The sequence below is a fragment of the Allobosea sp. BE125 genome, from assembly GCF_031456075.1.
GTDB lineage: Bacteria > Pseudomonadota > Alphaproteobacteria > Rhizobiales > Beijerinckiaceae > Allobosea.
Genome location: NZ_JAVDTY010000015.1, coordinates 40,968 through 55,816, shown reverse-complemented (window position 1 = coordinate 55,816; position 14,849 = coordinate 40,968). Strand labels below are relative to the sequence as shown.

Here is a 14,849-nt window from a genome sequence, read left to right as displayed (position 1 = left end):
GCAATCGTCCATGAGCAATCACACGGAACCGGATGTCGTCGTCATCGGCGGCGGCGTGGTCGGCGGCGCGATCGCGCTGGGGCTCGCCCGCAGCGGCGCGCGCGTCACCATCCTCGACGAAGGCGACGCGGCGTTTCGGGCCTCGCGCGGCAATTTCGCGCTGGTCTGGGTGCAGTCGAAAGGCTTCGGCATGCCGGAATACGCGATGTGGTCGCGCCGTTCGGCCGATGACTGGCACGGGCTTGCCACGATCCTCAGCGAAGAGACCGGTATCGACGTCGCCCACAGCCAACCCGGCGGCTTCATGCTCTGCCTGTCGCAGGACGAACTCGGGAAGCGCGTCGATGCGATGCATCGCCTGCACAACCAGACGACGCTGACCGACTTCCCCTATGAAGTCCTCGACCATGCCGAGACGAAACGGCGCCTGCCCGATATCGGCAAAGACGTGGTCGGCGCGATCTACTCCCCGCTCGACGGCCATGTGAACTCGCTCAAGCTGTTCCGGGCGCTGCGCGAGGCGACGACGCGTCGCGGTGTCGATTACCGACCCAACTGCCCGGTCGAGAGCATCACGCCGCGCGATGGCGGCTTTCGCATAACCGGCCCCTGGGGCGAGATCGCCACGGCCAAGGTCGTGCTCGCAGCCGGGCTCGGCAATGCCCGGCTCGCGCCCATGGTCGGCCTCGATGCGCCGGTGAAACCGAGCAAAGGCCAGATCATCGTCACCGAGAAGACCGCGCCCTTCCTGCACAACCCGATGGTGACGGTCCGTCAGACCGATGAGGGCGGCGTCATGATCGGCGACAGCCAGGAGGATCGCGGCTTCGACACCGTCGTCGGCCAGCCGATTCTCTCGGTCATGGCCGAGCGCGCGGTCAGGATGTTCCCGCGCCTCGCCGGACTCAATGTCGTGCGGACCTGGTCGGCGCTGCGCGTGATGAGCCCTGACGGTTTCCCGATCTACGACCAGTCGCAGAGCTGCCCGGGCGCCTTCGTCGTCACCTGCCATTCCGGCGTGACGCTGGCCGCCAACCATGTCCTGACGCTCGCCCCCGCCATTCTGTCCGGCGTGCTGCCGGACGCGGTCGCGAGCTTTTCCGCACGGAGGTTCCATGTTTAGGCCCATGTCTGACGCCAAGAGCGCCGCCGCGCTCAGCTTCAGCTTCGACGGCCGCCCGCTGATTGGCCGCGACGGCGACACGGTCGCAGCCTCGCTGCTGGCGAACGGCGTCACGGTCTGCCGCGAGACCCCGGTCTCCGGCGCGCCGCGCGCGCCCTATTGCCTGATGGGCGTCTGCTTCGAGTGCCTCGTGGTCATCGACGGCGTCGGCAACCGGCAAGGCTGCATGGTCCCGCTGCGCGACGGCATGGCGATCGAAACCCAGCATGGCCGGCGTCAGCCCGAGGAAATCCAAGGATGAAGCCCCTCACCGAAATCGGCCAGCTCGCCGAGCATTACGATCTCGCCGTCGTCGGCGCAGGTCCCGCCGGCCTGTCGGCCGCGGCACGCGCGAGCGAGCTCGGCCTTTCCGTCCTGCTCGTCGACGAGAACCCGGCACCGGGCGGCCAGATCTACCGTTCGATCACGACGACGCCGGTCTCCGACCGCGCCGTGCTCGGCCAGGACTATTGGCGCGGCCTGGACATCGTCGCCCGCCTCAAACGTTCGGCCACCGCCTATGCCGCGCGCTGCACCGTCTGGTCGATCGCCCCCGAGGTGGAATCGGATGGAGCATCCTTCGAAATCGGCCTCTCGCTCGATGGCCGCGCCCGGCTGATCAGCGCCAGACAGGTCGTTCTGGCGACCGGCGCGCAGGAGCGGCCCTTCCCGATCCCGGGCTGGACCCTGCCCGGCGTGATGACGGCCGGCGCGGCGCAGATCGCGCTGAAGAGTTCAGCGATCGTCCCCAAGGGCCGCACCGTGATCGCCGGCTGCGGGCCGCTGCTCTATCTCCTGGCGGGTCAGCTCGCCGCTGCGGGCGCCGAGATCGTCGCCGTCCTCGACACCACGCCCCCGCGCAACTGGCGCGCCGCGCTCACGGCGCTGCCTGACTTCCTGCGCTCGCCCTATCTCGCCAAGGGGCTCAAGCTGATGGCCAAGGCGCGCCGCAGCCTGCGCTTCGTTGGTGGCGTCACCAGCCTCGCGGTCGAAGGCTCGGGCCGGCTCTCCGCTGTCCGCTTCGAGCGTGGCGGCACCTCGCAGAGCATCGCCTGCGATACGCTCCTGCTGCATCAAGGCGTCATCCCGAGCGTCAACCTCTCCAATGCCGCCGGCTGCGCGCATGATTTCGATCCGGTCCAGCATTGCTGGGTGCCGCAGCTCGACGACTGGTTCGCCTCTTCCGTCCCGGGCATCGCGATCGCCGGCGACGGCGCCGGCATCGGCGGAGCCGAGAGCGCGGCGCTGCGTGGCGAGATCGCGGCGCTCGACACGGCCAGGCGGCTTGGCCGCATCACCATGCAGGAGCGCGACAATCACGCTGCGCCGGTCCGCGCGGCGCTCGGGCGTACGCTGCGCGGCCGCCGCTTTCTCGATTTGCTCTACAAGCCGGCCGCGCAATTCCTCGCACCGACCGTCGACGACACCATCATCTGCCGCTGCGAGGAGGTCACCGCCGGGCAGGTCCGCGATGCAGCCAAACGGCTTGGCGTCACCGGCCCCAACCAGATGAAGGCTTTTCTGCGCTGCGGCATGGGGCCCTGCCAAGGGCGGCTGTGCGGGCCGACCGTGGTCGAGCTGATCGCGGAGACGCGCGGCACGTCTCCCGCCGAGGTCGGCTATTACCGCCTGCGCCCGCCGGTGAAGCCGGTGACGCTGGCCGAGCTCGCCTCGCTGCCGCAGAGCGAGGCGGCCGTCAAAGCGGTGGTCCGGTGAGCGCAGAGCGCCGCAGCGCCGATGTCATCGTCATCGGCGGTGGCATCCATGGCTGCTCGACCGCGCTGCACTGCGCCTTGCGCGGCCTCTCGGTCATCCTGATCGAGAAGGACCATGCCGGCCGCCATGCCTCGGGCGTCAATGCCGGCGGCGTGCGCCAGCTCGCGCGCCATGTCGCGGAAATCCCGCTCTCCAACACCTCGATGGCGATCTGGCATGGCATCGCCGAGCTCGTCGACGATGATTGCGGCTTCACCTCGGACGGCCAGGTGCTGGTCGCGGAAAACGAGGCCGATCTCGCCGGTTGCCGCGCCCGCGTCGAGGATCTCAACCTGCGCGGCTTCCATCATGAGGAAATGATCGACGCCAGGGAGCTGCGCGAGATCGTCCCGGCCGTCTCCGAAACCTGTCCCGGCGGCGTGATCTCGCGCCGCGACGGCGCCGCCATTCCGCTGCGCGCCACCCAGGCCTTCAAGCGCAAGGCCGCCGAAAGGGGCGCGACGATCCGCGAAGGCGTCAAGGTCACCAAGGTCGAGCGCGACGGCGCAAACTGGCGCGTCGTCACCGATGGCGGCGATTTCCTCAGCCCCCGCATCGTCAACGCCGCCGGCGCCTGGGCCGACCGCATCGCGGCTGATCTCGGCGAGCCCGTGCCGCTGGAGGTGATCGCACCGATGCTGATGATCACCGCGCCGATGCCAGCCTTCATCAAGCCGGTCGTGATCCTGCGCGGCCGAAAACTCTCCTTCAAGCAATTCGGCAACGGCACCGTCCTGATCGGCGGCGGCTATCTCGGCCGCGCCATCCGTGACGAGAACAGGACGATCCTCGACTGGGGCAAGCTCGCGACCAATGCGAAGACGGTCTGGGACCTGTTCCCGATCATGCGCGGGGCGCCGATCCTGCGCGCCTGGGCCGGGATCGAGGCGCGCATGCCCGACGATCTGCCCTGCTTTGGACCCAGCGCCAGGCATGATGGCGTCTACCACCAGTTCGGCTTCTCCGCCCATGGCTTCCAGCTCGGGCCGGGCGCCGGCGCCGTGATGGCCGAAATCATCGCGACCGGCCACAGCAACGTGCCCATCGACGGGCTCGACATTGCCCGCTTCACAGCCTCAACCGCGCACTGACCTCTTTTCAACCTGGAGAAAGACCATGACGATCACCCGTTCCATCCGCACCCCGATCCAGAACCGCGTCGTCCAGACCGGTGGGCTGGTCTTCGTCGGCGGCACCACCGCCGATGACACGACCCAATCGATGGGGCCGCAGACCCAGAACATCCTGACCAAGATCGAGGGCTATCTCGGCGAGGTCGGCCTCGACCGGACAGCGATCGTCGCCGCGACGATCTTCGTCACGGACCTGTCGATGAAGAAGGAGATGGACCCGGTCTGGACCGCTTTCTTCGGCGAAGGCCTGCCGACCCGCGCCACCGTCGGCGTCGCCGATCTCGGCGGCACCACACTGATCGAGGTCGTGGTCACCGCCGCCAAGGGCTGACCCACAAGGACGGCATCAGCAATTCGCGCGCCTCCGCCACCAGGCGGGGGCGTCGTTCTACGTTCCGCATTTATACGCAGTGCCCGCCGTGCTCGGGCCTTTCCACTTGATGTCGGCGACAGACGACTCGACATGGGTCGCGCCCAGCTCCGCGCCGCCGGCCTTCAACCGCGCCAATGCCGCATCGCGCGCCTGATCCCGGAGCAGCACCTTGCCCAATGGCGATGCGCCTTCAAGCTCGCCGAGCTTCTGGCATTTCTCGACGACGCTCTTGGTATCGGTGACGACCACCGTATTCGAGCGCGAGTTCGGGATCACGCAGGCCGAAAGCGCGAGCAGGGGCAAAAGCAGCAGGGAACGCAGCATCGGGACTGTCCTTGAAACGACGGCGCGCAACGCGCCCGCCGCCATGATCCCCGCTATTGTCGTATTTTCAAGGCCCGGCCGCCAGAAAGCCTACCGCTTGCCTCAGGCAGGCTCCGGCATTCGCGCCGCCGGGCCGCCGAGATGCAGCACGGCGTCGAGCAGTTCGCGCGCATAGGCCGTCGCGGGCGCGCTGAACAAGGTGCGGCTTTCGCCCTGTTCGACCACACGCCCGTTCTGCAGCACGACAGTGCGCTCGCACATCATCCTGACCACGTTGAGGTCATGGCTGACGAAAAGCAGCGCCAGCCCGTCCTCGCGACGCAACCGGTCGAGCAGTTGCAGGATCACCGCCTGGACCGAGACATCGAGCGCCGCCGTCGGCTCGTCGAGCACGAGCAGGCGCGGCCGGCAGGCGATGGCGCGCGCGATGCCGACGCGCGCCTTCTGGCCGCCCGAAAGCTGGTGCGGAAAGCGCTCCAGCAATTCGCTCGGCAAACCGGCGCGCTCGGCGCATTCGCTGACCCGCCCCGCCAGCGCCGACCCATTCTTCATGCCGAGCAGGCGGCGCAAGGGATGGGCGATGCAGTCGAAGGCATTGAAGCGCGGATTGAGGCTGTCGGTCGGATCCTGAAAGACGATCTGGATATCCCGGCGGAATTCGCTGCGATGGAAATCGCGCGCCGGCAGCGAGCCGATCGCGCGGCCGTCGAACAGGATCTCGCCTTCGCTTGGGTCGATCAACCGGCAGATCATGCGCGAGATCGTGCTCTTGCCCGAGCCCGATTCCCCGACCAGGCCCAGACTTTCGCCGGCCGCAATGCTGAAGGAGACGTCGTCGACCGCCGTGACGCCGCCATCATAGCGCTTCACCAGCTTCTGAACCTCGAGCAGCAGCGGCGTGCCGGGAGCGGGCTTGGGGCGCAAGAGTTCGACGGCCGGTCCGGCCCTGGCGCCGTCCGGCGCGAGATCGGCGATCGTCGAGGTCGCGGTCGGCGAAGCGGCGACGAGGCGCTTGGTATAGGGGTGCTGCGGCGCGCTGAAAAGCGTCGCAGGCGCGGCCTGTTCGACGACCTGGCCCCGCTCCATCACCACAGCGCGCTGGCAATAGCGCGAGGCGAGGCCGAGATCATGCGTGATCAGGATCATCGCCATGCCACGCTCGGCCGTGATGCGGGCGACGAGGTCCATCACCGTCTTCTGCGTGGTGACGTCGAGCCCCGTCGTCGGCTCATCAGCGATCAGCAGGGCCGGCTCGCAGGCGATCGCCATCGCGATCATCACGCGCTGGCACATGCCGCCCGAGAGCTCATGCGGGTAGGCGTCGAGCCGCTTTTCCGGATCGCGGATCAGCACCGCCTTGAGCAGCTCGAGCGCGCGCGCCCGCCCCTCGCTCGCCGAGATGGGCTCATGCGCCATGATCGCATCCGCGATCTGTCGGCCGACGCTGCGGATCGGATTCAGCGCGCCGCGCGGGTTCTGGAAGATCATCGAGATCGCCGCGCCATGCAGGGAGCGCAATTGCTTCGACGACGCCTTGCTGATGTCCTGCCCCTTGAAGCGGATGCTGCCTTGCGAGATGCGGCCGGCCGCGTCGAGCAACCGCGTGATCGCGAACGCCGTCACAGATTTGCCCGAGCCGCTCTCGCCGACGATGCCCAGCGTCTCGCCAGCGGCAACGGAGAGGCTGACGCCGCGCACCGCCTCGACGGTTCCGCTACGGGTCGAGAAACGTACATGCAGATCGTCGATGGCGAGCAAGGGCTCGCTGATCATGGCGTCCATCGCGTCTAAGTCCGCATGCGCGGGTCGAGGATGTCGCGTAGCCCGTCGCCCAGCAGGTTGAAGCAGAGCACGCTCAGCATCAGCGCCAGCCCCGGAAACGCGACGAGCCACCATTTCCCGGTCGAGATGAAGCGTGCGCCCTCAGCGACCATGATGCCCCATTCCGGCGTCGGTGGCTTGACCCCAAGCCCGATGAAGGAGAGCCCTGCGGCGTTCAGGATCGCCCAGCCGAGATTGAGCGAGACCTGCACCGCCATTGCCGGCAGCACATTGGGCAAGAGGAAGCGCAGCACGACCGAGACATGGCTGTCGCCGCAAGCGCGCGCCGCCTCGACCCAGCCGGCGTTACGCCGGACATTCACCTCGGCGCGGGCGAAGCGGATATAGAAGGGCAGGTTGATGATCGCGGTTGCGATGACGATGTTCTCGACCCGGTTGCCGAGCGCCGCGACCATCGCCATGGCGAGCACGAACAGCGGAAACGCCATCAGCACATCGACGAAGCGCCCGACATAACGGTCGAGCCGGCCGCCGGCATAACCGCAGAGCGCCCCGATCACCGCCCCGATGACGAAGGAGAGCGTCACCGCAGAAGCAGCGATCGCGAGATCCAACCCCGCCGCCACGATCAAGCGGCTGAAGACGTCGCGGCCGAGCTGGTCGGTGCCGGCCCAGTATTTCGCGCTCGGCGGCAGCAACGCGTTGGGCACGTCGGACGCGACCGGGTCATAAGGCACGATCCACGGCCCGATGACGGCAAGCACGCAGAGCGCGAATGCGCCCGCCGCTGCGAAAGCCGTGACCGGGTTGCCGCGCAGGATCCAGACGGTGTGGCGCAGGGTCGCGGAACTCATAGCTTCGCTCCTCCGTCATTCCGGGGTGCGCCGAAGGCGCGAACCCGGAACCCACGACCGAGTGACCGGCAGGGTTTTCCAGGGCTCACCCGGTCATGGGTTCCGGGTTCATCGTGGAGCTTATCCTTGGGCCGACCAAAGGTCGGACCCGAGGGCGATGCCCCGGAAAGACCGGTGTGGGCGCAAGCCATCATTCCACCGACACCCTCGGATCGGCGATGCCGTAGAGCACATCCACCGTCAGATTCACCAGGACGAAGATCGACGCCATCAGCAGCACGAAACCCTGCACCGGCGCGTAGTCCGAGGAGAGCAGTGCGTCGAGCGCATAAGACGCGACACCCGGCCAGGAGAACACTTTCTCGACCAGCACATTCGCCCCCAGCATGGTCGAGAACACGATGCCGGCGATGGTCAGCACCGGCAGAAGAGCGTTCCGCAGGGCGTAGGTGACGATGACCTTGCGCCGCGACAGGCCAAGCGAACGCGCCGTGCGGACAAAATCGCTGCCGAGCGAGGCCAGCATCGCAGCCCTGGTGATGCGCGCCAGCGGCGCGACCACGAAGAGCGCCATGGTGAAGGCCGGCAGCACGAGCTGGCTCGCGGCCGCGCGCCAACCCTCCCAATCGCCGGCCAGCGCGAAATCGATCAGCAGGAAGCCCGTCACCAAGGGTGGCGGCGAGGTGAAGATGTCGACCCTTCCGGTCGGATCGGGCGCGAAGCCGAGCAGGTAGTAGAAGGCATAGATCAGCAGGAGCCCGGAGACGAAGGTCGGCACGCAGACGCCAAGCGCGCAGATGAAGCGCACGATATGGTCGATGCCCGAACCTTGCCTCAGCGCGGCCGCGACGCCGAGCGGCACCGCCGTGACCAACGCGATCAGGAGCGCGGAGAAGGTGAGCTCGAGCGAGGCCGGCAGCCGCGACTTCAGATCGCTCAGCACCGGCTGGCCCGTGGTCAGCGAGCGCCCGAGATTGCCGGTGCCGATATCGCCGAGATAGCGCAGGAGCTGCTCGGGCACCGGCTTGTCGAGCCCCATCTGCTTGCGGATCGTCTCGATCTCCTCCTTGCCCGCCGTCGGGCCCGAAGCAAAGAACACCGCTGGATCGCCCGGCAGCACCCGCATCAGCAGGAAGGTGAAGACGAGCACGCCGAACAGCGCCGGCAGTGACGAGGCGAACCGCCAGCCCGCACGCTTGGCCGTGATGGAGAGTTGCGACATACCGACTTCTGCTCACTCACACCCGCGATGTCGTCCCGGACACGCAGCGAAGCCGCGCCAATCCGGGACCCATTCCGGAGCATAGCCGGAAAGCGTTCCGGCATGGGTCCCGGATCTTCGCGAAGTTTATCCTTGGGCCGATCGAAGATCGGACCCGAGAGCTACGCCCGGGACGACCGACAGGTTCACACCAAACCGTCAGAGGTCACTTCCGGCTCAGATCGCGGAAATCGATCTGCCGGTGGAACTGGTAGACATAGCCGTCGATCGACGACGCCATCACCGCGTCCTGCGCCGGCTGCCAGAGCGGGATCTGCGGCATCAGTTCGAAATGCCGCGTGTTCAGATCCTTGCCCAGGGCCGCGTATTTCGCCTTGTCGGCCTCGAAGCGGGCGGTCTGCGCCCATTCCGTGATCTTGGCGTCGTCGAGCGAGGCGTAGTTCCAGCGGATCGGGCCGATATAGAAGTTGCGGTAGAAGTAATCCATCGAGGGCAGCCAGGCGACGATGCCCTCGGTGAAGAACGGCAGCTTCTTCTCGTTGATCAGCGTCGACATCTGCGCGTCCGGCAGCTTCTGGATGTCGACCTTGATGCCGACCTTCCCCAGCGATTCCTTGAGCAGCGCCGCCATCGGCTCGGCCGTGCCGGCCTGGCCGACATTGAAGGAGAAGGTCGTCGAGAAGCCGTCGGGGAGGCCCGCCACTGCCAGCTGCTTCTTGGCCTCGGCGAGGTCCGTCTTCAGCGGCTGCGGGATCGGGAAGACCTCGCCGGTCGGGGCCTTGCCGTCCGGCCAGTTCGCGCCATAGAGCGGCGCTCCCCGGCCGAACAGGGCCGCCTTGAACATGTCGTCATAGGGCAGCGCCGCGGCGATGGCGCGCCGGACCTCGATCTTGTCGAAGGGCGGCATCTGGTTGTTGAATGAGACGAAGGTGATCGAATTGTACTGAGGCGTCGAGACGACCTTGAGCTTACCCTTTTTCTCCAAGTCGGCGGCGTCGGTCGCCTGCAGGTCGATGACGATGTCGGCATCGCCCTTCTCGACCAGATTGGCGCGCGTGGCGGCTTCCGGCACGGTCTGGGTGATGATGCGCTTGAAGCTCGCCGGCTTGTCGGCCGAGCCGCGATTCCAGTCCGGATTGCGGCGCAGGATCGTGGTCTCGCCCGGCTTGTAGCTTTCGATGATGTAGGCGCCGGAGCCGGCGGTGTTGTCCTTGAGCCAGTTCAGCGCCCAGGGATCCTCAGCTGTCGCATGCGACTTCGCCAGCTTCGAATTGATGATCACGGGATAGACCACGGCAAGGTTCGCCAGGGCCAGCTGGTCGGGCTTGGGCAGCGTGACCTCGAAGGTGTGGGCATCGATGATCTTGAACTGGTCCGGGCTGGTCAGCGAGCCGGTCAGCAACTGGTTCTTGCCCAGGACATTGGCGCTGACCTCGCGGTCGAGCGACCATTTCACATCCTCGGCCGTCACCGGCGTTCCGTCGTGGAACTTCGCGTCCTTGCGCAGATTGAAGGTGATCTTCAGCCCGTCGGGGCTGACCGTGTAGCTCTCGGCCAATTCCCCGCGGATGCTGTCGAGATCGAACACCCATTTGCCGTTGAGCTGCTTTCTGCCGAAGGAGAGCAGCCGGTCATAGGTCAGGAGGCTCAGGCCGAAGGCCTCGCGGGTCGAGCCTGGAATGTTGGGATCGAGCGTGTTGATGGCCGCGCCGGTGACGTGGCGCAGCGTCTCGGCACGTGTCTGCGCCAGCGCCGGCGAGGCCAGAAGCGCAGTCGAGGTCAAGAGCGCGGCTGCAAGCCAGCCCGTCCGCACGATCGTCATGGTCGTTTCCCTCTTCATCAGCGCAGTCGCCAGGTTGGTTCCGAGCGGGACCGGATGCAAGCGTGGTGCCATGCAGCGCATCATCTCCCCTCTCGTCTCAGGCGGAAAGACCGGATCAGCGCAGCACGGCCTGCGGCACGTCATAGGCCTGGAACGAGGCCCAGTGCCGCTCGACATCAGCGCGGAACAGTCCGCGCGTGATGCCCGAGACCAGCTTGGGCACCGCCGTGGTCATCGCGTTGATCGAGGAGCCGGACGCCCCGAAGCTCATCGTCGAGGCAATGGTGAAGAGATGGATGTCGCTGATCCAGGGTGTCGCGTCCGGCACGCGCTCGGTCAGCGCGTAGTCATCGGCGAGATAGGGGAAGCGGCCGAGCCGCTCGTCACGCTCGGCCGCCGGCGGCGCATAGCGGTCGGCCCAGGCGGCGATGTTGCCGGCGAAACCGGCAAGCTCCGGCCGCACGGAGAGATCGATCTCGATACCTGCAGCAGCGATGACGAAATCGACCGTGAGCGAACCTTGCGGCGTCGTGATCTCGACACCGTCGGGTCCGTCGATCGCACTCAGAGCCGGCGCGCCGAGATGCAGGGAAAAGGCGTCGTGGCGGGCGCAGCGGTCATAGGTCGCTTGCGGAAACCCCTCCCGCAGCGCCAGGACGGCGCTCATGAAACGCCAGCGCCAGGCATCGTCGAGGTCGCTGAGATGGCGCAGGAAGCCGCGAAAGGTCAGCCAGCGATAAGGCTGGATCACTTGCGCCTCAGGCCGGCGGCAGAGCAGATGAACCCGAGCCGCCCCGGCCTCCAGCGCTGTCGCGGCATTATCGAAAGCCGACGCGCCGGCCCCGATCACCGCAACGCGCTTGCCCGCAAGCGCCGCGAAGTCGATCGGCTCGGCGCAATGCGCGCAGCGTGAGACCGGCAGCGCCATGAGCGGCGCCGGCATGGTCCAGTCGCCCAGGCTCTCCTGCCCGGTCGCGAGCACGATCTTGCGGGCATGCAGCGTCTCGGCCTTGCCACCGCAGCGCAGCGTCACCGCCAGCAGCCCGCCGGCGGGGGCGATATCGACCACCTCCACCTCGTTGCGGACGGGGATGCCGACGACATGGCGAAACCAGCCCAGATAATCCGCCCAGAGTCCCTTCGGGATCAGGGTCAGCTCATCCCAGCTTTCGACACCGAATTTGGCCTCGTGCCAGGATTGGTAGGTCAGGCTCGGCACATCGAGATCGGGGCCGGTGAAATCCTTCGGGCTACGCAGCGTGTGCATGCGCGCATAGGAGCGCCATGGCCCTTCCTGCCCCGCAGCCGCCTTGTCGAGCACCAGGATGTTCGTGACCTGCGAGCGCTGCAGGCCAAAGGCCGTCGCCAGCCCCGACTGGCCGCCCCCGACCACGATCACGTCAAAGGCGCGCTTGCCGTCCGGCCCTGGAACCGGCTCGAGCCAGGGCGCACTGGGATGGGCGGTGCGGGCGAGATCGCCGGCGATACGGCTCTCGAGAACCGATAATCCGTCATGCTTCATGACAACATCCCATGCAGTGATCATGCCGGAAACCGGTCACGCGGCAAGCCAGCCGCCATCGACCACCAGCGTCGTCCCCGTGCTGAACGACGAGGCGTCGCCGGCGAGATAGAGCACGGCTTGGGCCACCTCCTCGGCGCGGCCGAAGCGCTTCATCGCATGGCGGTTGCGCGAGGCCTCGCGCAACGGCTCGGGCTCGGCATGGCGGGCAAAACTGCGCCGCAGCATCGGCGTGTCGATCGCGCCCGGAGCGATCGCGTTCACGCGGATGCCGTCTTCGGCATAGTCCAGCGCCATAGTCCGGGTCAGGCTCAGGATCGCTCCCTTGGCCGCGATATAGGCGCTGTTGCCACGCCCACCGGCCAGCGCCAGTTGCGAGGCGAAGGTCACGATCGCGCCGCCACCCCGACGCTGCATCGCCGGGATCACCGCCCTGGCGAAGAGGAAGGTGCCGCCGACATTGGCGCGGAAGACGGCGTCCCAATCCTCGGGCGCGGTCGTCGTCACCGTACCGCCGCAGGAGAAACCGGCCGCCGTGACCAGAATATCGATATGGCCGAAGCGCGCGAGCACCTCCTGCGCGACGCCATCGGCGAAGCCCGGCAAGCCGACATCGCCGATATGAGCGCAGGCCTGCCCGCCGGCCTCGACGATCAGCGCCGCCGTCGCCTGCGCCGCCTCGGCATCGCGATCGACGACTGCGACGCATGCGCCTTCGCGGGCAAAGAGCAGTGCGCTCGCCCTCCCGATTCCCGAGCCGGCGCCGGTCAGCAACGCGACCTTTCCCCCAAGCTTCATCCCCCAAGCTCTTTCATCGCCCAAATCCTTGTCATCGCCCGAGCCCCCGGCCATGCATCCGCCACCAGGCGGCCAACCTATTTGCCGACTCCGCCACGCCGGTTGCAGCCTCCCAGCCGAATTCCTGCCTCATCCGCGAAATGGAAAGCGGCGCGCGGTCGCCCGGTCCGTGCAGGTCGATCGTCGCCGCCTCGCCGGGCTCAGCCAGGCGGCAGGTGAAACCGGGAAAATTGTCCGCCAGCGCCTGCCCCCACTCCAGGGCCGCGAAGCGCCGCGGCGTCGAGATATTGTAGAGCCGATGACGCAAGGCTGGCGCGCCTGCCACGATCCGCACCGCCTCGGCGAGATCGGGCGCATAAATCCAGTCGCGCAGGCCCGGTCGGGGCAGGATCGCGGGCAAGTCCTTCTCGGCAGCGGCGAGGATCTGGGCTTGCGGGCTCAGCGTGTCGCGCACGCCCGTCGCACGCTCCCAAGGGCCGAAGACACCGCTGAGCCGCAAGGAGACCAGATCGAGCTCCCAGAGATCGGCCAGCCGCCCGCCGACGCGCTCGCTCGCCCATTTGCTGATCGCATAGAGGCTGACCGGATCGCCCGGCGTCTCCTCGTCGAGCACCTGATAGCGCTCTCCGGCCGCCCCATAAGCAGCAGCCGAACTCAGATTGACGACGCGCCGGACACCCGCAGCCCGCGCCGCCTCCAGGATCGGCACCTGAGCGAGCAGATTGACCTGCAGGATCGTCTCCGGGTCGCGCGCATCGCGCGCCGCTCCGGCGGTGATCGCAGCGCCCATGATGACGACGTCGACGCCGGGCTGCACCGCCTCGGCGATCGCCGCCTTGTCGGTGACTTCCCCCTCGACGGCGGTCAAGCGCCCCGGCAACCGGGAAAAGGCCTTCCGGATGGCAGCAGGCAACGCCATGCGGTCGAACACAACAACGTCGTCGCCTTTCGCCAACATCGCCTCCGCGATGTTGAGCCCGACGAAACCGACACCGCCAAAGATCAGGATTCTCAAGAAACGCCCCTTCACACAGCTTGCACGCCACGGCGGCTGACCTAAGCGTCCAGCCGTGCCGCCCACAAGCGCGACCGGTCCTGATCATGCCCGCATCTTCGGCGCTGCGGCGCAAATTTCGCCCATCCGGCCGCGCCCGCCGCGGAACCGAGCCGGCATGTCGCATTGCATCGGCGCGAACCATGGTCTAGGCGTCGCGCGACACCTGCAGAGGCCGCGCGCCACCCCGCCGCCACGCCTGGAGCAGGATGCGAAAAGTGGGAACCGGTTTTTCGCATGGATTCAGCTCTCACCTCCGGTGAGAGACGGTTTCAGACATTGGCACTTCAGCCGCCGCATCGCGCGGCCCGTCCATTTTCCGAAAGGACCCCGAATCATGGCCCGCAAGAAATCGAAGCCGCTCGATGCCGAATTCGTGATGTTCGACGTCGTCTATACCGATGGCTCGCGCCGCTCCAACCGGCGGGTGCCGACCGCACTGCTCGGCGGCCTCGACGGCGACGAGCCCGCGCGCGACGCCATCATGGAGCAGGACCGCGCCATCGCCGAGAAATCCGGGATGCCGGCCCTGGAGATCGCCACCCTCGCCCGCTCGGGCAAGGTCGTCGAGAAACCTGGGCGCAAGGTCGGCTAAACAAAGGCGCCCTCAGGGCGACGCAGTATTCCCATGACGATCGGACCGGCTTAAACCAACAGGCGCGGTTGTTCTTGACCTGCAACGGCGCGTGTATTTTAAGTCGTTTCTCCATTGGGAGGCTGAAAAGGAAAAATTGATGCGTACCCTTCTCATCGTTGGCGCCCTGGCCGCCGTCGTTGCTGGCTGCCAGACGCGGCAGGAATCGCTCGCCGACGCCGAAATCACCTGCGAGTCGCAGGGATTCCGTCCTGGCACCCGCGCCTATCAGCAGTGCCGCTCGGCCAACTACACCGAGAACCGCCGCGCCAACTCCGAAGCCAGCAGCGCTGTTGCGGCCGGCGTCGCCGCCGGTGTCATCGGCGGCGCGCTCGTTGCCGCTGACAACCGCTCCTATTACGGCCGCGGTTACTACGGCCGCCGCGGCTACTGGTATTGATCGCAACGACAGGC

General features: G+C 67.2%; 15 protein-coding genes. 7 read left to right on the top strand and 8 right to left on the bottom strand.

What is annotated here, in order from left to right; genetic code table 11:
- The first annotated feature begins 10 nt into the window (after positions 1-10).
- Genes J2Y55_RS26630 through J2Y55_RS26610 form a run of 5 tightly spaced genes read left to right on the top strand, consistent with a single transcriptional unit; the run spans position 11 to position 4,381 of the window.
- Positions 11-1,123, top strand: a complete 1,113-nt coding sequence (locus tag J2Y55_RS26630; protein ID WP_310159470.1) for an NAD(P)/FAD-dependent oxidoreductase — start codon at positions 11-13, stop codon at positions 1,121-1,123.
- Positions 1,116-1,424, top strand: coding sequence for a (2Fe-2S)-binding protein (locus J2Y55_RS26625; protein WP_404979046.1), 309 nt, complete (start codon positions 1,116-1,118; stop codon positions 1,422-1,424). The genes J2Y55_RS26630 and J2Y55_RS26625 overlap by 8 nt, the downstream gene beginning before the upstream one ends.
- On the top strand, positions 1,421-2,878 hold the full coding sequence (locus J2Y55_RS26620) for an FAD-dependent oxidoreductase (RefSeq protein ID WP_310159463.1): 1,458 nt from the start codon (positions 1,421-1,423) through the stop codon (positions 2,876-2,878). The genes J2Y55_RS26625 and J2Y55_RS26620 overlap by 4 nt, the downstream gene beginning before the upstream one ends.
- Positions 2,875-4,008, top strand: a complete 1,134-nt coding sequence (locus J2Y55_RS26615) for an NAD(P)/FAD-dependent oxidoreductase (protein WP_310159457.1) — start codon at positions 2,875-2,877, stop codon at positions 4,006-4,008. Before J2Y55_RS26620 ends, J2Y55_RS26615 begins: the two co-directional genes overlap by 4 nt.
- Positions 4,009-4,033: 25 nt before the next feature.
- The gene (locus J2Y55_RS26610) at positions 4,034-4,381 is read left to right on the top strand and encodes a RidA family protein (RefSeq protein ID WP_092171893.1); all 348 of its coding nucleotides are present in this window, start codon (positions 4,034-4,036) and stop codon (positions 4,379-4,381) included.
- A 57-nt stretch (positions 4,382-4,438) separates the two neighbouring features.
- Here the strand turns inward: J2Y55_RS26610 and J2Y55_RS26605 are convergent, their stop codons facing one another.
- From J2Y55_RS26605 to J2Y55_RS26570, 8 genes are all read right to left on the bottom strand, one after another.
- Complete coding sequence (locus J2Y55_RS26605; protein ID WP_310159452.1) at positions 4,439-4,747, bottom strand: hypothetical protein; 309 nt, start codon at positions 4,745-4,747, stop codon at positions 4,439-4,441.
- A 102-nt stretch (positions 4,748-4,849) separates the two neighbouring features.
- Entirely contained in the window at positions 4,850-6,517 is a 1,668-nt protein-coding gene (gene nikE / locus J2Y55_RS26600) for a nickel ABC transporter ATP-binding protein NikE (RefSeq protein ID WP_310159644.1), read from the bottom strand.
- Between the two features lie 17 nt (positions 6,518-6,534).
- Complete coding sequence (locus tag J2Y55_RS26595; RefSeq protein ID WP_310159449.1) at positions 6,535-7,383, bottom strand: ABC transporter permease; 849 nt, start codon at positions 7,381-7,383, stop codon at positions 6,535-6,537.
- A 190-nt stretch (positions 7,384-7,573) separates the two neighbouring features.
- Entirely contained in the window at positions 7,574-8,605 is a 1,032-nt protein-coding gene (locus tag J2Y55_RS26590; protein WP_310159447.1) for an ABC transporter permease, read from the bottom strand.
- A 205-nt stretch (positions 8,606-8,810) separates the two neighbouring features.
- The gene (locus J2Y55_RS26585; protein ID WP_310159442.1) at positions 8,811-10,427 is read right to left on the bottom strand and encodes an ABC transporter substrate-binding protein; all 1,617 of its coding nucleotides are present in this window, start codon (positions 10,425-10,427) and stop codon (positions 8,811-8,813) included.
- Positions 10,428-10,542: 115 nt separating this feature from the next.
- Complete coding sequence (locus tag J2Y55_RS26580) at positions 10,543-11,949, bottom strand: FAD-dependent oxidoreductase (RefSeq protein ID WP_310159439.1); 1,407 nt, start codon at positions 11,947-11,949, stop codon at positions 10,543-10,545.
- A 36-nt stretch (positions 11,950-11,985) separates the two neighbouring features.
- Positions 11,986-12,747, bottom strand: coding sequence for an SDR family oxidoreductase (locus tag J2Y55_RS26575; RefSeq protein ID WP_310159435.1), 762 nt, complete (start codon positions 12,745-12,747; stop codon positions 11,986-11,988).
- A gap of 31 nt (positions 12,748-12,778) precedes the next feature.
- Complete coding sequence (locus J2Y55_RS26570) at positions 12,779-13,762, bottom strand: NAD-dependent epimerase/dehydratase family protein (RefSeq protein ID WP_310159433.1); 984 nt, start codon at positions 13,760-13,762, stop codon at positions 12,779-12,781.
- Positions 13,763-14,138: 376 nt separating this feature from the next.
- Here J2Y55_RS26570 and J2Y55_RS26565 point away from each other — a divergent pair, with 376 nt between their 5' ends.
- Complete coding sequence (locus J2Y55_RS26565) at positions 14,139-14,396, top strand: hypothetical protein (protein WP_069688815.1); 258 nt, start codon at positions 14,139-14,141, stop codon at positions 14,394-14,396.
- 139 nt (positions 14,397-14,535) lie between these two features.
- Positions 14,536-14,835, top strand: a complete 300-nt coding sequence (locus J2Y55_RS26560; protein ID WP_310159428.1) for a hypothetical protein — start codon at positions 14,536-14,538, stop codon at positions 14,833-14,835.
- Positions 14,836-14,849 lie beyond the last annotated feature (14 nt).